An 18685-nucleotide genomic window follows, 5' to 3' on the forward strand; every position below is an offset into this window, starting at 1 on the left:
AAGAATATAGGCTGCTAACAAACAATACAGGTTACAACAAACGATAAACCCACCAATTACGATATAGCATATCAGCTGACAATGTATCTCTAACTCGTCAATCTTCGTCAATCGACTGACATAACACCTCAACTGTCACCCACTCATGCCTTAGTGAGCTATCGCAATCTTGACACCGTACCGACACAACTGTTAATTCGCCCAAAAATGAAAAACAAAAACCGCAAACTGCACCTGCGTACAGCTTGCGGTTTCATTATTTCACGGTTCACACCGCACATATGCGTTATTCCCGCTGCTTACGTAATATAATCCCTATGCTTAAACGTGCTTCATGCTCATCGCTTATGCTTGAGCACTGGCGGCCCGGTGCTCTTTGCGCCCCGGGATTTCCCCGGTTGCTTCATAGACCTCGACGATGTGGTCGATTTCTTTCTTTAACTCCGATACTAATTCGGCCTCCGGCACCTTGCGGATCATTTCTCCGTAACGGAACAACAGGCCTTCACCGCGCGCTCCGGCGATGCCGATATCAGCTTCGCGGGCTTCGCCCGGCCCGTTTACGGCGCAGCCGAGCACGGAAACCTTGATCGGCACTTTCAGATTGGCGATATATTCTTCCACTTCATTCGCGATTGCAAACAAATCAATGTCCAAGCGGCCGCAGGTCGGGCAGGACACCAATGTGGCCGCGTTCGAAATTAATCCGAAGGTCTTCAGCAGCTCACGAGCAACCTTGACTTCCTCCACCGGATCGGCGCTTAATGAAATCCGCAGCGTGGAGCCAATGCCCATGGAAAGCAGTGCCCCGATGCCTGCCGCACTTTTGACGGTTCCCGAGAACAGCGTACCGGCTTCGGTAATGCCAAGATGCAGCGGATACGGAATGACCTCCGCCGCTTTAGAGTACGCGGCAATAGCCATCGGAACATCGGATGCTTTGAGCGACACGATAATATCGTGGAAATCCAGTTCCTCCAAAATCCCAATATGGAACAATGCGCTCTCCACCATCGCCTCTGGCGTAGGATAGCCGTATTTTTCGAGCAGATGGTTTTCAAGAGAACCTGCATTGACTCCAATACGGATCGGGATGCCTTTCTCCTTGCAGGCTTTAACGACGGCTTCAACTTTTTCCCGGCGGCCGATGTTCCCCGGATTGATGCGCACCTTGTCGATGCCATTCTCAATCGCAAGCAAGGCCAGCTTATAATTGAAATGAATATCTGCCACAAGCGGTATATGAATCTGCTTCTTGATTTCCTTGATCGCCGCTGCAGCCTCTTCATTATTCACGGTCACGCGAACCAATTGGCAGCCTGCTTCCTCCAGCCGGTGAATTTCCGCCACCGTAGCGGCGACATCTGCCGTCTTGGTCGTACACATGCTCTGAATGATTACTTCGTTACTGCCGCCGATCGTCAGATTGCCGACTTTGACCGGCCGGGTATCTTGTCTCAAGAATGTCATTTCAGGTCTCTCCCATAACGTCAAAGCTCCACCCCCGCAAGCAAGCACGTCACTTACCACGCGCCCTTGCAAAGGTGGAGAACCCGACATCTATTTTGTGGCGTATTCGGCCGCTAAGCCTTATGCGCTCTCTTCTTGCTTCTTGTTCTTCTTAGGCTCAAGCTCGGGCACCGTCTTGTCTTGAACGACTTTCTCCGTAATGACGCAGTCCGTGATGTCCTCACGCGAAGGCACTTCATACATCAGATCCAGCATGATGCCTTCGATGATCGCACGGAGTCCGCGCGCGCCCGTGTTCCGCTTAATCGCCTCCTGGGCAATCGCTTCAAGTGCCTTTGTTTCGAAAGTCAGGTTCACGTTGTCAAGCTCAAGCAGCTTCTGATACTGCTTCACCAGAGCATTCTTCGGCTCGGACAGAATACGTACAAGCGTCTTCTCGTCAAGCGGCTCCAGCGTCGAAATCACCGGCAGACGGCCGACGAACTCAGGGATGAGACCGAACTTCAGCAAGTCCTCTGGAAGCACCATGGAAAGATATTCGCCCGGTTTAAGGTCCTTCTGTCCTTCGCTCACCGCGTTAAAGCCGATCACTTTCTTGCCGATCCGACGTTTGATGATTTGCTCCAGGCCGTCAAACGCACCGCCGCAAATAAACAAAATATTCGTCGTATCGATTTGGATAAATTCCTGATGTGGATGCTTGCGTCCGCCTTGCGGAGGCACAGACGCTACAGTGCCTTCCAGGATTTTGAGGAGGGCCTGCTGTACGCCTTCACCCGATACGTCGCGGGTAATGGAAGGATTCTCGGATTTGCGGGCCACTTTATCGATTTCATCGATGTAAATGATGCCGCGTTCCGCCTTCTCCACGTCATAATCTGCCGCCTGAATCAGCTTCAGCAAAATGTTCTCGACGTCTTCGCCGACATACCCTGCTTCTGTTAGGGAAGTCGCATCCGCAATCGCAAACGGTACGTTCAAAATTCTCGCCATCGTCTGCGCAAGCAATGTTTTACCGGAACCCGTAGGACCGAGCAGCAAAATATTGCTCTTCTGCAATTCGACGTCGTCAACCTTGCCTTGGATATTAACGCGCTTGTAGTGGTTATATACCGCAACAGACAGCGATTTCTTCGCCTGTTCCTGGCCAATGACGTACTGATCCAGGATGTCGCGAATTTCCTTCGGCTTCGGAATTTCTTTCAGATCGAGTTCCTCTTCGTGTCCGAGTTCCTCTTCTACAATCTCCGTGCACAATTCGATGCACTCGTCACATATATAAACGCCCGGTCCGGCAACAAGCTTGCGGACCTGTTCCTGCGATTTGCCGCAGAACGAGCATTTTAATTGTCCTTTTTCATCGTTGAACTTAAACATGTAAACACCCCTTTATGGTTTAATCGGCTTACTAATGACCTGGTCGATGATCCCATAGGCCATAGCCTCTTCCGCGCTCATGAAGAAGTCGCGGTCTGTATCGCGTTCGATTTTTTCAAGGGGTTGACCCGTCCGATCCACGTAGATCTGATTCAGCTTCTCTCTCGTCTTGATGATCCATTCAGCATGGATTTTGATATCCGCGGCTTGACCGCGTACTCCACCAAGCGGCTGGTGAATCATCACTTCACTGTTCGGAAGTGCAAATCGTTTGCCCGGGGCACCCGCTGTAAGCAGGAGCGAACCCATGCTGGCAGCCATTCCTACGCAAATTGTAGAAACGTCTGGTTTGATATATTGCATCGTATCATATATACCCATCCCGGCTGTAACCGAACCACCAGGGGAATTGATGTACAGATGGATATCCTTCTCAGGATCTTCCGCTGCCAAGAACAACAGCTGGGCTATTACGAGATTGGCAACATCATCGTCAATCGCGTTGCTGAGAAAAATAATTCGATCCTTTAAAAGTCTCGAGTAAATATCGTAAGACCGTTCTCCCCGGCTTGTTTGTTCTACGACCATAGGTACCAGACTCATGCGACCAACCTCTTTTCCTTTTCAAATTCTTACGCTTACAGAAATATTCTATCACGTTCAAAGGCGCATGTCATTTTTCATTCGATACAGTGTATGACTTTCTGAACGTATTATATAACCAAAGACTTGTCCTGCAAGGTAATTCCAATATATGTATTTCAAAAAAGTTAAAAATTAAGGCACGCATCTTATATACGTGCCTTAACATTGTCCAATGTTCTATCCTGAAGATCCAGCGGCTTAAAGCGGGTTAAGCTCCCGGCTTATTATTCAGCTGCTGCTTCTGTGGATTCCTCTTTAGCTTCTTCTTTCTTCTCGGCTGGAACCTCTTTGCTGTTCTCCAGCAAGAATTCGATCGTTTTGCGAAGAGTTACATCCTCATTCAAGGTGCCCAGCGAACCGTTAGCCGCAAGAATGTTGCGGATCTCCTCTGGAGTACGCTTGTACGCTTCAGCCATATCGTTAAGCTCTTTATTGACTTCTTCTTCGGTAGCTACGATATTTTCTTCCTTCGCGATTTGCTCCAGAACGAGGTTGTTGCGAACGCGTTTCTCGGCATCAGCTTTCATTTGCTCCTGCAGATCTTCGATGCTTTGGCCGGAGAAGCTCAGGAACATTTCCAGGTTCATGCCTTGGGAGCGCAGACGGTTGTCGAAATCGCGCACCATGTTTTGAACTTCGCTTTGAACCATCGACTGAGGAATTTCAACTTCAGCGTTCTCACTGGCTTTCTCAACGACGATTCCTTCGCGCGCTGCTTTGCTGTCTTTCTCTTTGCGGGAAAGAAGTTCTTTCTTCAGATCTTCCTTATATTCAGCAAGCGTATCGAACTCGCTGACATCTTTCGCGAATTCGTCATCCAGCTCAGGCAGTTGTTTGCGTTTAATTTCATGTACTTTTACTTTAAAAACGGCTTCTTTGCCAGCCAGATCCTCGGCATGGTATGTCTCAGGGAAAGTCACAGTTACATCTTTGAAATCTCCCGTCGCCAAGCCGACAACTTGCTCTTCGAAACCTGGAATAAATGTGCCGCTGCCAAGCTCCAGCGAATAACGCTCAGCTTTGCCGCCTTCAAACGGAACGCCGTCTACGGAACCGTCGAAATCGATGACAACAGTGTCGCCGTTTTGGGCTGCTTCTTCATCGATAACAACGAGTTCAGCATGACGCTGCTGCAAACGCTCAAGCTCTTGGTTGATTTCTTCTTCAGTTACTTCTACCGGCTCTACAGGCACTTCGAGGCCTTTATAGTTGCCAAGCGTAACTTCCGGTTTAACAGTTACTTTCGCTTTGAACTTAAATGGTTGTCCTTTAGCAAATTGCTCTACGTCCACTTCAGGACGGTCCACCGGGAAAATATCCGTTTGTTCAACCGCTTCAGTGTACACCTCAGGAAGCAAGATATCGATCGCGTCTTGATAAAGGGATTCAACGCCGAAACGCGCTTCAAAGATCGGCCGTGGTACTTTACCTTTGCGGAATCCAGGTACGTTTGCTTTCTTTACCACTTTTTGAAACGCTTTATCTAGTGCAGCAGCTACACGTTCTGCTTCAACTTCAACCTCAAGAACACCGAGGTTCTTCTCTATTTTTTCCCAAGTTGCTTTCATTTTATGCCTTCCCCTCCAAATTTCACATATTACTATATTGAAATACTGAAACCGAATCGCGATAAAGCAGCTACCATGGTTCCAGTATAGCTGTCTCTATTCCACGTTCAGAATAACCACTATATTATAAACAACAATACATGTTTTTACAAGAGCAGAACGAGAGGGTTCTTGGAGACCATCGGCTACCCCGTGTCTCGATTACCCCCCCACGCCCGCTGCCACGAACTGCCGCATCATACGGCAGGCCTGCTCAAACTTTAACCGGAGATCATCCGTTATACCATAAAGCGTCCTCAATTCCTCATCGCTTTTCCCGCCGGGAAGACTGTCCGAGACCATAAGATGCAGAGCGGCCGCCCAAATATCGATAATCGCATCCTCCTCGCTCAGGATCGAGTAGTATTTCTTCGTCCCGTAGATCGCCATTATAAACTGCGACCAGAGCTCCTGGGCAAAATAAAACAGCGTCGGATCATGCACCTGCGTCTCGTTCCCTACCCGTTCCAACACTGCTTGTATCGGCGCCGGAAATTGTTCCGGCTTCAAGGGAACAGCTTCGATATCGATTTCGACCGGCTCGCCGCCGCGCTTCAAGATCAGCGTTCCCTGCGTGCCCCGGCGCTGCAAAGTTTGAAACACGCGGAATTGCAGCAGCGGATGCAATTCCGTGCCCTCAATCCAGCGGATCAGCACCTCGTCCACTTCTGGCCTATCCAGGTACACCAGCTGCTCCAGCGCAAGGAAGGTCTGCTCCGATAAAGGCTTCTCGGTTACGGCATGAAGAAGCTTCTCGACGTAAAGATGATCCTCCGCCAGCTTGGCTTCAGCATGCTGCCTGGCCATATCTTCTTCGGCATAATCGTCCTCTTCGGGCATCTCGCCTTGGTCAAAGCTTGGAAAAGCGCTGTTCAGCCAATCAAGCAGAGCCTGCCATTCCTCGTAATGGCGGGGATCCTGCCCCTGGCATTGCAGCAAAAATTGCAAGAGCTCCGCGGCCTCACGGTATCGTTCCGTTTCCAGCATCCGCGTCAGCTCGATTTGATAATAATCCAACGTTTTGGGAAATAAAACGATGTTGTCTTTTTCATCGGGTCGAGAATTGCTGATATGCGCAACCTCCTTTATTCCGTATTTGCAATTAATTGAGATTATAGCATAGACGTATTCGAGATAAAAATACTTGTATTCAAGACTTTATTTAGGGGCGGATTGTGAATACTATTAATGAAGGAATATTTTTATTGATTTACCTATTGATTCAAAGCATTTCGTGTGTTAAAATATTTTTTGCTTGCGTTTTTACTTTTAATATTTTTTATGTCCCAGTAGCTCAGCTGGATAGAGCAACGGCCTTCTAAGCCGTCGGTCAGGGGTTCGAATCCCTTCTGGGACGTAGTCAAAACTCTCCATTAGGAGAGTTTTTTACGTTTCCCAGAGGATGAGAACCCCTTGAGGGTTCGTCGGAGTGAGTTCGCCGCGCGAAACGGCTGGACGAATGGAGTCTCGCGCTTGGAGCGCGAGTATCCCTTCTGGGACGCAAGTCAAAACTCTCCTTCGGAGAGTTTTAAAAATAAATATTTTACAACACAATCCGCTAAAATACCGCAAAATTTGCATTTATCCCATACAATCCCTATGAAAAATATCCCATTCCTCCGATATAAATAAAGATGTAATTTTTCATTTAATGAAGGAGGAAAATTATGCGTTACATTATTACCCCCACGGGCTTTGCCAATCAAACCCTGGAAGTCGTGACTTCAGGCATTGGCGGCAATGCCAAGCTTATGGTGAATAACCAGCTGGTTATCGCCAAGAAGAGGCAGCCGATGATGCTGCGCCGGGATGACGGGCAGGAAGTAGAGGCTGTGTGGAAAAAGGATTTATTCGGAATCGACGTCCCCAATATCATTATTGACGGCTCGCTCATTCAGGTTGCTAAGCCGCTTCCTGTCGCAGCTAAGGTTTGGTGTTTCCTGCCGTTGGTATTTATTTTTATCGGGGGAGCGATCGGCGCCCTGATCGGCATACTTGCTGCGGCAGCCAATATGAGCGTGTTCCGGCTGCCTACCAATTTGATCGTGAAATTTATTGTAACTCTGCTGATCGACCTGGTCGCAACCGGCCTGTTAATGTTCCTGGCAAGCACCCTTCACTTACTGCTTCAGTAGCAATTAATTCATCAAGAGGGCATATTTAAGAGGTTCTTTTTTTATAGTTTCGAGTACATAACCGAGCGAGTTTTTTCGACAAATATCTGCATTTGATATGTCGAAGAACTCGCTTTTCATTTGTTTTTCAATTAGGCATCTCAAGCAAAATGAAGTACAATAAAGACGTCTGGCTGTCTACCAAATTCTGCTCATGTTGAAACGCAATCTATCAAACTATTGATGAGGAGGTCCGTATTACATGAGTTTTACGTTACAGCTTGGAGCGCAGGCTCCCGATTTTGAACTTAAGGCGACAGATGGGGCGTTGTATTCATTGGACAGCTTCGCTTGGGCCGATTATCTCGTAGTTTTCTTCACTTGCAATCACTGCCCTTACGTGGTCGGTTCCGACGAAGTCACTCGCCAAACGGCGGAGAAATTTAAAGACAAAGGCGTGGCCTTTGTCGGCATTAACGCAAATAGTGAAAACACGCATCCCGATGATTCTTTTGAGCATATGATTCTTAGAATGGAAGAGCACCGCTTCCCTTGGGTTTACCTCCGGGATATGGACCAAGACGCAGCCAGAGCTTACGGTGCGCTGCGCACACCTCATTTCTTTGTATTTGACAAACAGCGCCGCCTTGTTTATACAGGCCGTGGAGTGGACAACCCTCGCGAAACTTCAAAAATGACCACCAATGATCTGGAAAGGGCTCTGACGGAGCTTACCTCAGGCCAGCCGGTCAGCGTGCCGTTAACGAATCCGATCGGCTGCAATGTCAAATGGGAAGGACAGGACGCCCACTGGATGCCAGCGGAAGCCTGTGATTTGGTATAACGTTAATGTCACAATTATATCAATTTGAAGTTCAGACCATCGCGGGAGAAACTGTCACGCTTGAGCAATTCAAAGATAAGGTGCTGCTAATCGTTAATACGGCCAGCGCTTGCGGATTAACACCGCAATATCAGGGATTGCAGCATTTATATGATACGTATGGCGAACAAGGATTGGTCGTTCTCGGCTTTCCCTGCAATCAGTTTGCCGGGCAAGAGCCAGGTACGGAAGCGGAAATCAAAAGTTTCTGCGATTTGAATTACCGGGTTACCTTCCCTCTCTTCGCCAAAATCGATGTCAAAGGCGAAAACGCCCACCCGTTGTATAAATATCTTGTCAGCCACGTCCCGGCTCCTTACCGGACAGGGGACATTGAATGGAATTTCGTCAAATTTCTTGTTGACCGGAACGGAAACATTATTAAGCAGTACAGCGCGCGTACGGAGCCTTCAGCTCTAGAGTCTGATATCCGGCAAGCGTTGATCCATGCTGATTAACCGCCCGGGAACACTAAACTGAGGTTGTTCAAAGAGCCCAACGCTCTATGAACAGCCTTTATTTTTGCTTCCGTCATTGCCGCTCCCTCTTTGAGGCCTTCCCCTCCATACAACCCCTGAGTCCCTTCTTCTTTTGAAATATCCATGACTGCAAATCTATTATTTAATCGAGCTTTTGAAGCTCATCAAATAATTAACTAAACCCGATATAATATATTATAATATCATTTACCTGAAATATCCTGGATTACCGGATTATATTCCTATTTGCGGAGGACGTAACTATGACAACACGAAGAACGGATCCCTTCCGTTACTCAATGATCACACCCTTGCCCTGTTGGATTGAAATCAGGGAAATTAACGCTGTTCCTGTTCACAGTAAATTAGCAGAAATTGAGCTGATCAATATTAGCAAGTCAGGATGCCGAATCCAGACCAAGCTGGATCTTAGAGCATCCACCCATCAGATTGAAGCTACAGTTCATGTGCGACTCAATGAGGATCTACATAAATTTCCGGGCAGCATTCGCTGGCAGAAAGAGCATGAGAACGCCGTATTCCATTATGGCCTTGCGCTAAATTTGACCGAAGACATGAAGGAAAGCCTTAATATTGAGCTGCGGTCCCTGGCCGCCTCTCGGCGAATCGTAGTACTGTAATACATACATATTAAAAAGTAACCGCAACTGCAAATCTGAATCGATCTGCGATTGCGGTTACTGTTCTCTGTGGCCATCAAATCCGTTTATCGTTCACCTTTACGCACGGCTTCCAGCGCCGACAGCTTTCCTTCCCAGAACCGAGCCTGCCTCAGCACTTCGCCTTTGCTCGCCTCAAGCACCAGCCCTTCTTCCTGGACAACATATCTCATCGGATAAGCTGCATAGCTGGTTATGATCCAGCTATCCCCGTCCTCCGTAATATACCCGTTGACACAACGCAGCTGTCCCTTTGCATCGCGATATAAATAAGTCGTCGTGCCGAATCCGAGCAAGTAGGCCACAAGCTCTTCTCCCATATCCCAATCGTCCCCTGTCGCATTAGCGAACAAGGAAGCAAATAACGGATCGCTCGCGTTCCGGAACACGGATTGCCCGAAACGATCGCGCGACAGGGACGGCATGTTCAGGTTCGGGGCAGCCACGCTGTAGGTCGAAGCCGCTTCTCCGGGCTGCAAGCGGCGCGGCGTAGATGTGACGTTCCAATCATAGCAGTTGAAGACTGCCATCGCCGCGCGATAGGCGGCCTCCAAATACTGCGGATTTCCAAGATGCTCGTAAGCTACCCGGGAAGAAGCCGCTACCAGACCTCCCCATAAGGAATGGATCATGTACGACAAGGCTTCCCACCAGCGATCCGGATTTTGCGCCCGATAATCATTGCTGAAGCCGATATTAGCCAGGATCAACTGACCGTATTTCTCCGCTTCATCCCGCAGTCCGACCGAGAGCAGCGTCTCGCATGTCGGCCCGAAGCCGGCATTATCATAGAAATGCTCTGTAATTGCACCGGCAAACGGCTCCTCGTTACGTTCCAGCCTTATCCCAAACTCCTGCCACAGCCGGGTCAAGCGCTGGTGCCACACCAGCATCCCAGTCTCCGATAAATCTTTGAGCAAGTCGTCGATATACAATATAAACACGCCGCTTAAACCTGTTTCATCCTTCTCCCTCTGACCTTGGTGACAGTCCGGATTCAACCGGACAGCAAGCACTTCCGCCGCCCATTCTAAATAAGTATGGGGTGTATTCAATTTTAGCAGCGAAGCCTCCATGCGAGAGAGCAAGTAAAACACATGGGCGATATAATCCAAATCAAATATGCGATAGAAGCTTCCATATAAAGCACGTGGCTTAGTAAAGTTGCCGTGTTCAAACCAATGACGCTTCATATCGAGCACTGCGGATGCTTCCGCTTTTTCCACTTGCTCCCGAACGGGGGTCGTCAGACTATTTTTCATAAGCAGAAAAGTAAGCTTCCCCAGCGATTCCCCCTGATTCGATAGCGGTAAAAATGCATGCGCTCTTCCCATCGTCCCCTCTGCGTCGTAGTTGTTGCGGCAGAGCCACTCCGCACGCTTCTCCAAAATACGGTCGATCGGTTCAAGCACGTTCCACACCAGGATATCCTTGCGCCCATCCTCCAGCAGCAGCTCAAGCTTATGCTCACCTGGCTCCGTTCGCTGCAAGGCGGCTTGGAATCGCTGAGGGCACTGCCCATCCGCTGCGAAAAAGGAAGTAATGTCTTCCTCCTGGACCATACCTTGTGATGACGAAGTAAGCAATCTAACCTGCCTGACCTGCTGCCCATTCGGAAGCTCCAGTTCCGCTTGAAATAACCCGCCTGACGTCAGCACGGGAGTATACGTCCAGCGGGGATGCCCGTGCTCTAATGCCTGGTGATAGAAATCCTCCTGATCTTCACAAGCAGCGAACGCATATTCCCACAGCACCCGCTGCCCGGCATCCAAAATCAGCGGATCATACTCATCCCCGTAAATCCAATCGACTGCTGCCGATTCCGGCATCGAGCTGCCATTCTCGACGAGCGATAAGCGATGGAACAGCAGCCCGTCAAGCGATGGCGACACCTGCTCCAGAAAGCGATTTTCATATCTGCAAAATGAACCGAACGCCGCGGAACGCCCCTTTTTTCCATAAATACCGAGATGGGGTGCCTCATTACTGCGCCGGATTGCTGCAAACTTGGAGAAGTCCCCTCCCATATGTGCGAATACCGCACAGGATTGGCGGATGTTGCGTACGACGTTATCATCGCGAAACATCACGTAGGCTAACGAGAACCAGAGATGGAATCCATCGACCCGCAGCTCCTTGTCCGTAGAATTGAAGCTTTCAATTTGCCAGATCATCCGCTCCTCTTCAAGCCGGTAAGTCAGTGTGATCGTCAGCCCCCCTGTATCGAAAGAGACTTCAGCACAGCGCTCACTGACCTTTCTAATCGCCGGGATCAGATCGAAGCTTCGTATTGTACGTCCGTTCACTACCGCTGTCCATTCCCCGAACAGCTTATCAACATCATCATAACCCGCCTCGGCCAAATAATCGGGATCAATGACCCAGTTCATCGCGTAAGGATCATCCTTCATCCTCAGAGACTTTACCGCTCCACGCTCTGTAAAGGCAAGTTCAAACTTTGGACTATTCAGTATGTTCATATGTCTCCACCCCTCAGTCTTGTCACCTTTATCATTTTTTGACTCCGCTGAGCGAAATGCCCCCTAGAATAAGATTTTGCGTAAAATAGAACAGCGTTGCCGGGAACAGAACCGATAAGCAGGATACCGCCATCAGTTTCTCGTATTCAATATTAAAAGCATTTTTGAATAAATTGATTCCAAGCGGCAGCGTGTACATGCTCTGGTCATTGATAAAAATGAGCGGCGTTAAAAATTCATTCCAGCACCAGACAAAATGGAACACGCCAATGACGACCACGATCGGGCGGCATAACGGCAGAATAATGCTCCAATAAATTTGCCAGCGGTTGCACCCGTCAATTTCAGCCGCTTCGTCCAGATCTCGCGGAACTCCCATAATAAACTGCCGGGCTAGGAAGATGAAAAACGCGGAGCCAAACGCCCCCGGCAAAATCATAGGCCAAAGCGTGTTAATGAGTCCCATTTTGTTGTACTGGATATATAACGGAATCGCCGTTACGTCCCAAGGAATTACCATCGTACCGATCACGAAAAGAAACAGAGCATTCCTGCCCCAGAAATTGATCCGGGCAAATCCGAAGGCGACCATCGTAGCGGACAGCATGGCAAACGGAGTCGATACGCCCACTACAATCAGCGTATTCAGAAGGAAGCGGCCAAACGGCTGCGCGTTCCAAGCATCGGCAAAGTTATGCAGCTGCCAATTTGTCGGTATAAGCTCTGGCTTTGCTGTAAAAATATCCTCCGGCGCTTTCACCGCCGTGGACAGCATCCAGGCGATCGGAAAGAGGAATGCTGCTGCACAGAGTACCGTCAAAGCAAAAACCAGGACTGTTTGGGTACGTTTTTTACTCTCTAGCGCATGCATTAACGTCCACCTCCGTCGTCTTCATAATGAACCCAATATTTGGACGAAGCCAGAACGAGGCCGGTCAGCAGCACGATCAGAATGAACATCACCCAGGCCATGGCCGAGGCGTAGCCCATTTTGAAGTGGGTAAACGCATTGCGATACACATGCAGAGAATAGAAGTACGTTGAATTTGCCGGCCCGCCTCCTGTCAGCACGAACGCAAGAACAATCGTTTGAAAAGCCGAGATCAGGCTCGTCAACATATTAAATAGAATCGTCGGCGTAATCAGCGGAATCGTAATATTGAAAAATTTGCGTACGGGACCTGCGCCATCAATGTCTGCTGCTTCGTAATATTCAGAGGATACCGAACGAAGCGCTGACAGGTACAGCACCATCGGGGAGCCGACGCCCCATAGAGCAATGAATATGAGCGCGTATAGAGCAACGTTTGGATCGGTCAGCCAGTGCACTCGTGGAAGTCCGACAAGCTCCAGCATGTAATTGACCGGCCCAAAATCGTCGTTCAGCATCCAGCTAAAAATTAGCGCCAGCGTTACCCCTTGAATGAGGGATGGCAAATAAAAAATCGATCTGAAAAATTTAATGCCGTAGGTGGCCCGGTTGAGCAGGACAGCGATAAGTATCGCAAACACGACCTGCAAGGGCACCATAATGAACACGTATTTAAATGTGACGATCATCGATTTAAAATAGAAAGGATCGCTCGTGAACATATGGACGTAATTTTCAAGGCCGATAAATTTCGGGCTGCCCACCATATTCCATTCGGTGAAGCTGATCCCCAAAGAGAAAACCATCGGGCCGAACATCAGCAGAAGAAAGCCGATGAGCCACGGCGAGATAAAGAATAGACCCGCCGCATTTTCACGAAGCCTTTTCCTTCTGAAGGAACGTTTCAATAGAGTCTGATCTGCGCTGGATTGTGCCATGTTGTCATCACCTCAATTTGAGGAGAAGGGGAAGCCTTTCAGCCTCCCATCCTTCCATTACTGTGAATCCGTACTTGAACCCTTTATTTCAAAACCGCTTGAGCCTGCTTGGCCGCATCATTCAAAGTGCTCTGAATGTCGGCATTGTTATAGAAGATCGCCTGTACCCCGGCACGAATCATATCCTCGGCCTCGCTCCATTTTTCGTTCCGCATGCTCGCAATCAGCTTGTCACTGCCCTCTAATTCTTTGGCGAAGGCTTCCAGATATGGATCCGCGGCGTAGCCATTTTCTTCGTCCACGGAAATCACTGGTGAGAATGCGAACTTATTCGCTGTGATGATTTTGATGCCTTCTTCACCCGACATGAACTTGATCAATTCCCATGCCGCCTCTTTGTTCTTGCCGGACTTCGGCATCGAGTAGCCGGACGTATGGATTATGCCTTTTAGACTTCCGCCCTCCGGCAGAGGATGCGTCACAGTTCCGATATCCAGCTTACCTTCCTTCAGAATATCTCCAAGCGGCCACATCCCGTTGTCGAACATGGCGATTTGCCCTGTCTGGAACGATTCCAAACCGTTGTTCGTGCTGAATTTGCCTGCGGAGTTGATTTTGGAGGAAGCATCGTACAGTTGTTTCAGGAAGGTCATCGTCTCCACGTTCTCCGCACTGTTCAAGACGCCTTCCACCGTTTTCCCGTCCTCGCTCACCATGTCCCCGCCGTTGCTCCAAACATATGGCTGCATTGTCATCACATCATCCGGCGTCATAATGAATCCGTATTGTCCGGGCTTGGTCAGCTTGTGGACGGTATCGACGAATTCATCCCACTTCCATCCGTCTTGCGGATAGGGTACGCCTGCTTCATCAAACAGCTTCTTGTTGTAGTAAATGGCACGGGTAGAGTACGTTGTCGGGAGTCCCCACAGTTTGCCGTCATATTTCATGTAATCCATTAAGATCGGATAATATTTGCCGAGATCATAGTTGTCCTTATCTACCCAGGCCTGCATATCTTCAAGCGCTCCGCCCGGTACGTACAGCGGATAGTTCCAGGCCATGAACACATCAGGAGCGGTATCTGACGCAAGAGATGTCAACAGCTTCTGATCATAGTTGTCCGGTACGGATTCGACTTTGACTTTAATGCCAGGATTTTTTTCCATAAAAGCGTTAATTGCATTCTGGTAAGGCTGAAGCGTCTGTCCGGAGTCCCAGGTCATAAAACGAAGCGTCACTTCATTTCCTTCAGTACCTTTATTGCCTCCATTAGCTGCTGTCCCCGGCGAATTGGCACCGCTTTCACTTTTGCCGCCGCAAGCGGACAGCAAACTGAGACACAACGCAGCTACCAGAGATAGCATAAACCATCTTTTGTTCCTGCTGTTGTCCTTGCTTCTACTCATGCTCATTTTCACATTGACCCCTCCCTAATGTGTGGTACATGTATATGTGAGCTTGCCTCCATCGGCAAGTTGTCACCATTTGGTCAAAAATTTAAACGTTTAGATTTTATTGGAAAAGAGGAGCTGTCTCGAAAAATTCTCTCATTTCTTCGGGGCAGCTACGGAATCACGCTCAATCAACCGGCAGACCGGCATATTCACAGGCTCGTTTTTCTTTCCTTGCATAAGGTTATGGAGAACCTCCATCGCCTGGTATCCCATTTCATGCAACGGAATATCCATGGTTGTAATGCGGGGAGTCAAATAATCGCTGAATTCCCGATTATCGAACCCGATCACAGACAAGTCCGCCGGTACCTTTACTCCGGCTTCGTTTGCCGCTTCCAGAACCCCGACGACCATAACATCATTCATAGATAGAATCGCTGTCGGCGGCTCCGGCAAAGCCAGCAATTCCTTCGTTAATCGATAGCCGGACTCCCGTTCCCAATCCCCCATTTTAATATACAGCGGGTCAAAGGGAAGTTCGAACTCTGTTACGGCCTTGTAATATCCATTCAAACGCAGGCGGGAAGGAATCGAATCCATCAAGCCGCTGATGATAGCGATTCGCCGGTGTCCTTTCTGAACTAAATAGGACATTGCTTCATATGATGCCTGTTCATCGTTATATTGAATGGCGATATCGTTCTGGGTATAGCCGTACGTGTAAACGATCGGTTTGCCCTCCGTATCGATCAAACCACTCAAGTCCCGGGTATGTACGCCTACATAAATGATCCCGTCCACCTGCTTGCTGAGCAGTTCGGATACGGCGCTTGTAGCATATTTTTTGTACTTGTCGACGTTGTCGAAGTCGCGGCCGATCCGTTTATCCAGACGCAGGTTCGTCAGCAAAATATGCAGATCATGGCGGTCGCCATAATCGTTAATACCGTCAATAATTTCTGGCGTGTTAAATACGGTAACGTCTTCGGCAATGACGCCAATTGTATCGGTACGTCTTCGTTTGAGGCTTTTAGCAATATCATTTGGCTTATAATTGAGCTCTTCGATCACGGCCAATACCCGTTCACGCGTTTTGGGACGGACATTCCGCGTGCCATTGAGGACGTAGGAGACGGTAGCCGTAGACACATTCGCCCTGGCTGCTATATCTTTAATGCTAATGTTAGACATACTCCACCTCCTCGACATAATCACTATTCTCAAGAGATCTAAACGTTTAGATTTATATTTTTTATACCATATCCATTTTTGTTCTGCAAGCGTTTTCTTGTCATTTAACTAAAATATTATTTTCACTCAGGTAAATATGATTAAAAAAAAGGTGGATATTTATGGAGGAAATTGGTTATAATAGTTCAAACTTCATATGTGCATCCATGATTGGAAGAGTAATTATTGTCCTCTATGTCCAAGCGAGCCGGGAGGGTGAGAGCCGGCCGGAGTCAATAATGAAACGGATCCATGAGATGGTCTTCTGAACAGTTAAAGTAGGAAGGCCCGGCAGACACCGTTATGTTATGAGTGGTTAGACATTTATGTTTAACAACAAGAGTGGTACCGCGAGTACGATCAGTCCTCGTCTCTTATGAGACGTGGGCTTTTTTATTTTTTACAACAAACTTTTATTGGGGGGGATTGCATGTTAAGTCATTGGATGGTGGGGCATATAACCGATGCTGTTCAGAGTCTGTGTGAAGAGCTAGACGTGGTGGGCACTACAGTGCCCATTGTCAAAATTGAACAACCCGCAAGCCTTGAGCATGGCGACTACTCCAGCAGTATTGCGATGCAATTGGCAAAGGCACTTAGAAAATCTCCTCTGCAAATCGCAGAGCTTATCAAGGCCAAGCTCGTCCAGCAGGGGAGTATGCAAAATTTATTGAGCCGAATCGAGATCGTCTCTCCCGGTTTTATAAATTTATATATTAACTGGGAAACATGGATGCAGTGTGAGTTCGTTCTGCCAGAATGTTCCGCTGGAAAAGTAGTGATCGAACATACCTCCATCAATCCGAACAAGTCAGCGCATATCGGCCATTTAAGGAATTCATGTATTGGCGATACGTTAGTAAGGCTGCTAAGAAGAGTCGGCTATAAGGTCGAAGTTCATAATTATATCGATGATTTAGGCAATCAATTAGCGGACACCGTGGTTGGGCTGCTGCACATTCCTTTAACGGGAGAACACGAGCGTTTCGGAGATTATTGCTGGGATCTCTACGCAACAACCAACAAAGCATATGCCATTCAACCTGAACTGGCCGAGAAGCGAATCGAAGTGCTTCATGACCTGGAAAGCGGCAGCTCCAACATATCTTGGGTAGGCATGCTTGCGGCGGAACGCATCGTTCGTGAGCATCTTGAGGATATGAGCGCATTCGGAATTCAATACGATTTGCTCGTCTGGGAGAGCAGTATCGTAAGAGAAGGATTTTGGCATTCGGCGTTTCAACTGCTGCAGAAAACCTCTTTATTTTACCAAGAAACCGAAGGCCGGCTGGCTGGGTGTTGGGTTTTGAAGCAAAGCGCTGAAGAACAGGTTGTGGACAGTATGCAGAAGGCAGCGACCGATCATGCCGCAGATAAAGTTCTGGTGCGTTCCAACGGCATTTTAACCTATACAGCCAAAGATATTGCCTACCATTTGTGGAAATACGGGCTGTTGGACAAAAATTTTACGTATCAGAAATTTTCTGGTGATTTATGGATAACCCGCTCTTCTGGGGTCGAGAACACTAATTTCGGCCATGCCGATTCAGTTATTAATGTCATTGATTATCGGCAGGAATATCCTCAGACCATGGTTAAGCAGGCGCTGGGTTATTGGAAAGAATCAGAAAAGCTGCATCATGTCAGCTACGGGGTAGTCTCATTGAGTCCTTCTTCGGCCCTGGAACTAGGAATCGACATATCCGAGGGCAAGAGCTCGTATGCTATGTCCGGACGCCAGGGAATTGGAATTAAAGTAACCGAGTTGCTGAATATCATGGAGAGCGTGATCGAGCGCAAGCGTACGGAGCAAAGCGGGCTGTCCAGCAGAGTGATTGCGGCCGCAGCGATACGATATTATTTACTCCGCTTCAGCCTTCAAACGGAGGTGGTGTTCGATTTGCAACAAGCCACTGAAATTTCAGGAAATACGGGCGTCTATTTGTTATACGCTTACGCCCGCGCCAATAGTGTGATAAGGAAGGCGCAGGAACGAAATCTTCAGCCGAATCTCAACACGGTCAAAATCACTTCGCTGGAACCGGCCGAAAGGGCTTTGCTGAGGCATATCAGCGGCTGGTTTGACACTCTGTACAGCGCGAGTAAGGAATTGACGCCAAATACAATATGCGGCTATGCCTACCAGCTGGCTACGTTGTTTAATAACTTCTATACATCCTGCCCTGTCCTAAAAGCGGAGAGCGCATTGCAGCCATTTCGCATATGGTTGACGGCCAAAGCCCAGGAGACGTTAGGAGATGCGCTGCAGGTACTCGGTTTGCCTGCGCCTAGCCGTATGTAGATTATGGGCGCGAGACTCCGTTCGACCTGCCGCTGCGCTCAGCGGGCTCACTACGACGAACCCCCGAGGGGTTCTCATCCTCTGGAAAACGTAAAAAACCCTCCTATGGAGAGTTTTGGCTACGTCCCAGAAGGGATTCGAACCCCTGACCGACGGCTTAGAAGGCCGTTGCTCTATCCAGCTGAGCTACTGGGACACATTTTAACGCAACA

Annotated in this window: 16 protein-coding genes, 2 tRNA genes and 1 other annotated feature; of the genes, 6 read left to right on the forward strand and 12 right to left on the reverse strand. The window is 48.6% G+C overall.

Going from position 1 to position 18685, the window contains the following annotated elements; genetic code table 11:
- Positions 1–345: 345 nt before the first annotated feature.
- The 5 genes from ispG to QNH46_RS18620 all read right to left on the reverse strand — a co-directional run bounded on the left by ispG (position 346) and on the right by QNH46_RS18620 (position 6086).
- Complete coding sequence (gene ispG / locus QNH46_RS18600) at positions 346–1470, reverse strand: flavodoxin-dependent (E)-4-hydroxy-3-methylbut-2-enyl-diphosphate synthase (protein WP_155611496.1); 1125 nt, start codon at positions 1468–1470, stop codon at positions 346–348.
- A 120-nt stretch (positions 1471–1590) separates the two neighbouring features.
- On the reverse strand, positions 1591–2847 hold the full coding sequence (gene clpX / locus QNH46_RS18605) for an ATP-dependent protease ATP-binding subunit ClpX (RefSeq protein WP_155611495.1): 1257 nt from the start codon (positions 2845–2847) through the stop codon (positions 1591–1593).
- Positions 2848–2859: 12 nt separating this feature from the next.
- Positions 2860–3450: an ATP-dependent Clp endopeptidase proteolytic subunit ClpP gene (clpP, locus tag QNH46_RS18610; protein WP_155611494.1), complete on the reverse strand. Its 591-nt coding sequence runs from the start codon at positions 3448–3450 to the stop codon at positions 2860–2862.
- A gap of 266 nt (positions 3451–3716) precedes the next feature.
- Complete coding sequence (gene tig / locus QNH46_RS18615; protein ID WP_213594469.1) at positions 3717–5060, reverse strand: trigger factor; 1344 nt, start codon at positions 5058–5060, stop codon at positions 3717–3719.
- 201 nt (positions 5061–5261) lie between these two features.
- The gene (locus tag QNH46_RS18620; RefSeq protein ID WP_283928493.1) at positions 5262–6086 is read right to left on the reverse strand and encodes a hypothetical protein; all 825 of its coding nucleotides are present in this window, start codon (positions 6084–6086) and stop codon (positions 5262–5264) included.
- 296 nt (positions 6087–6382) lie between these two features.
- Here QNH46_RS18620 and QNH46_RS18625 point away from each other — a divergent pair.
- The 4 genes from QNH46_RS18625 to QNH46_RS18640 all read left to right on the forward strand — a co-directional run bounded on the left by QNH46_RS18625 (position 6383) and on the right by QNH46_RS18640 (position 8554).
- Positions 6383–6456: transfer RNA gene (locus QNH46_RS18625), tRNA-Arg, on the forward strand.
- A gap of 310 nt (positions 6457–6766) precedes the next feature.
- Entirely contained in the window at positions 6767–7234 is a 468-nt protein-coding gene (locus QNH46_RS18630; protein ID WP_283925563.1) for a hypothetical protein, read from the forward strand.
- Positions 7235–7475: 241 nt separating this feature from the next.
- On the forward strand, positions 7476–8057 hold the full coding sequence (locus QNH46_RS18635) for a thioredoxin family protein (protein WP_283925564.1): 582 nt from the start codon (positions 7476–7478) through the stop codon (positions 8055–8057).
- Positions 8058–8062: 5 nt separating this feature from the next.
- On the forward strand, positions 8063–8554 hold the full coding sequence (locus tag QNH46_RS18640) for a glutathione peroxidase (RefSeq protein WP_283925565.1): 492 nt from the start codon (positions 8063–8065) through the stop codon (positions 8552–8554).
- Here QNH46_RS18640 and QNH46_RS18645 read toward each other — a convergent pair.
- A complete protein-coding gene (locus QNH46_RS18645; RefSeq protein WP_283925566.1) occupies positions 8551–8700 on the reverse strand; it encodes a hypothetical protein in 150 nt (49 codons plus the stop codon). The genes QNH46_RS18640 and QNH46_RS18645 overlap by 4 nt on opposite strands.
- Before the next feature lie 138 nt (positions 8701–8838).
- Here QNH46_RS18645 and QNH46_RS18650 point away from each other — a divergent pair, with 138 nt between their 5' ends.
- Positions 8839–9216, forward strand: a complete 378-nt coding sequence (locus QNH46_RS18650; protein ID WP_283925567.1) for a PilZ domain-containing protein — start codon at positions 8839–8841, stop codon at positions 9214–9216.
- A gap of 86 nt (positions 9217–9302) precedes the next feature.
- Here QNH46_RS18650 and QNH46_RS18655 read toward each other — a convergent pair whose 3' ends face one another.
- From QNH46_RS18655 to QNH46_RS18675, 5 genes are all read right to left on the reverse strand, one after another.
- The gene (locus QNH46_RS18655) at positions 9303–11735 is read right to left on the reverse strand and encodes a hypothetical protein (protein ID WP_283925568.1); all 2433 of its coding nucleotides are present in this window, start codon (positions 11733–11735) and stop codon (positions 9303–9305) included.
- A gap of 31 nt (positions 11736–11766) precedes the next feature.
- Complete coding sequence (locus QNH46_RS18660; RefSeq protein ID WP_283925569.1) at positions 11767–12606, reverse strand: carbohydrate ABC transporter permease; 840 nt, start codon at positions 12604–12606, stop codon at positions 11767–11769.
- Complete coding sequence (locus QNH46_RS18665; protein WP_283925570.1) at positions 12606–13544, reverse strand: carbohydrate ABC transporter permease; 939 nt, start codon at positions 13542–13544, stop codon at positions 12606–12608. Before QNH46_RS18665 ends, QNH46_RS18660 begins: the two co-directional genes overlap by 1 nt.
- A gap of 83 nt (positions 13545–13627) precedes the next feature.
- Positions 13628–14959 carry an ABC transporter substrate-binding protein gene (locus tag QNH46_RS18670; RefSeq protein WP_283928494.1) on the reverse strand — a complete coding sequence of 444 codons (1332 nt, stop codon included), beginning with the start codon at positions 14957–14959 and terminating at the stop codon, positions 13628–13630.
- Positions 14960–15094: 135 nt separating this feature from the next.
- The gene (locus tag QNH46_RS18675) at positions 15095–16132 is read right to left on the reverse strand and encodes a LacI family DNA-binding transcriptional regulator (RefSeq protein WP_155611484.1); all 1038 of its coding nucleotides are present in this window, start codon (positions 16130–16132) and stop codon (positions 15095–15097) included.
- Positions 16133–16329: 197 nt separating this feature from the next.
- Positions 16330–16549: a binding site (T-box leader), on the forward strand.
- 52 nt (positions 16550–16601) lie between these two features.
- On the opposite strand from QNH46_RS18675, the gene QNH46_RS18680 reads away from it, so the two are divergent.
- Complete coding sequence (locus tag QNH46_RS18680; RefSeq protein ID WP_283925571.1) at positions 16602–18473, forward strand: arginine--tRNA ligase; 1872 nt, start codon at positions 16602–16604, stop codon at positions 18471–18473.
- A 122-nt stretch (positions 18474–18595) separates the two neighbouring features.
- Here the strand turns inward: QNH46_RS18680 and QNH46_RS18685 are convergent.
- A tRNA-Arg gene (locus QNH46_RS18685) sits at positions 18596–18669 on the reverse strand.
- Between the last annotated feature and the right edge of the window lie 16 nt (positions 18670–18685).

It is taken from the genome of Paenibacillus woosongensis, from assembly GCF_030122845.1.
In the GTDB taxonomy this organism is placed as follows: domain Bacteria; phylum Bacillota; class Bacilli; order Paenibacillales; family Paenibacillaceae; genus Fontibacillus; species Fontibacillus woosongensis_A.

Bases quoted from the DNA above. Each gene is read 5' to 3' on its own strand.
- QNH46_RS18670 (WP_283928494.1), bottom strand. From the start codon at position 14,959: ATGAGCATGAGTAGAAGCAAGGACAACAGCAGGAACAAAAGATGGTTT.
- QNH46_RS18630 (WP_283925563.1), top strand. From the start codon at position 6,767: ATGCGTTACATTATTACCCCCACGGGCTTTGCCAATCAAACCCTGGAA.
- QNH46_RS18665 (WP_283925570.1), bottom strand. From the start codon at position 13,544: ATGGCACAATCCAGCGCAGATCAGACTCTATTGAAACGTTCCTTCAGA.
- QNH46_RS18645 (WP_283925566.1), bottom strand. From the start codon at position 8,700: ATGGATATTTCAAAAGAAGAAGGGACTCAGGGGTTGTATGGAGGGGAA.
- QNH46_RS18620 (WP_283928493.1), bottom strand. From the start codon at position 6,086: ATGCTGGAAACGGAACGATACCGTGAGGCCGCGGAGCTCTTGCAATTT.
- QNH46_RS18650 (WP_283925567.1), top strand. From the start codon at position 8,839: ATGACAACACGAAGAACGGATCCCTTCCGTTACTCAATGATCACACCC.
- ispG (WP_155611496.1), bottom strand. From the start codon at position 1,470: ATGACATTCTTGAGACAAGATACCCGGCCGGTCAAAGTCGGCAATCTG.
- clpX (WP_155611495.1), bottom strand. From the start codon at position 2,847: ATGTTTAAGTTCAACGATGAAAAAGGACAATTAAAATGCTCGTTCTGC.
- QNH46_RS18680 (WP_283925571.1), top strand. From the start codon at position 16,602: ATGTTAAGTCATTGGATGGTGGGGCATATAACCGATGCTGTTCAGAGT.
- clpP (WP_155611494.1), bottom strand. From the start codon at position 3,450: ATGAGTCTGGTACCTATGGTCGTAGAACAAACAAGCCGGGGAGAACGG.
- QNH46_RS18640 (WP_283925565.1), top strand. From the start codon at position 8,063: ATGTCACAATTATATCAATTTGAAGTTCAGACCATCGCGGGAGAAACT.
- tig (WP_213594469.1), bottom strand. From the start codon at position 5,060: ATGAAAGCAACTTGGGAAAAAATAGAGAAGAACCTCGGTGTTCTTGAG.
- QNH46_RS18675 (WP_155611484.1), bottom strand. From the start codon at position 16,132: ATGTCTAACATTAGCATTAAAGATATAGCAGCCAGGGCGAATGTGTCT.
- QNH46_RS18660 (WP_283925569.1), bottom strand. From the start codon at position 12,606: ATGCATGCGCTAGAGAGTAAAAAACGTACCCAAACAGTCCTGGTTTTT.
- QNH46_RS18635 (WP_283925564.1), top strand. From the start codon at position 7,476: ATGAGTTTTACGTTACAGCTTGGAGCGCAGGCTCCCGATTTTGAACTT.
- QNH46_RS18655 (WP_283925568.1), bottom strand. From the start codon at position 11,735: ATGAACATACTGAATAGTCCAAAGTTTGAACTTGCCTTTACAGAGCGT.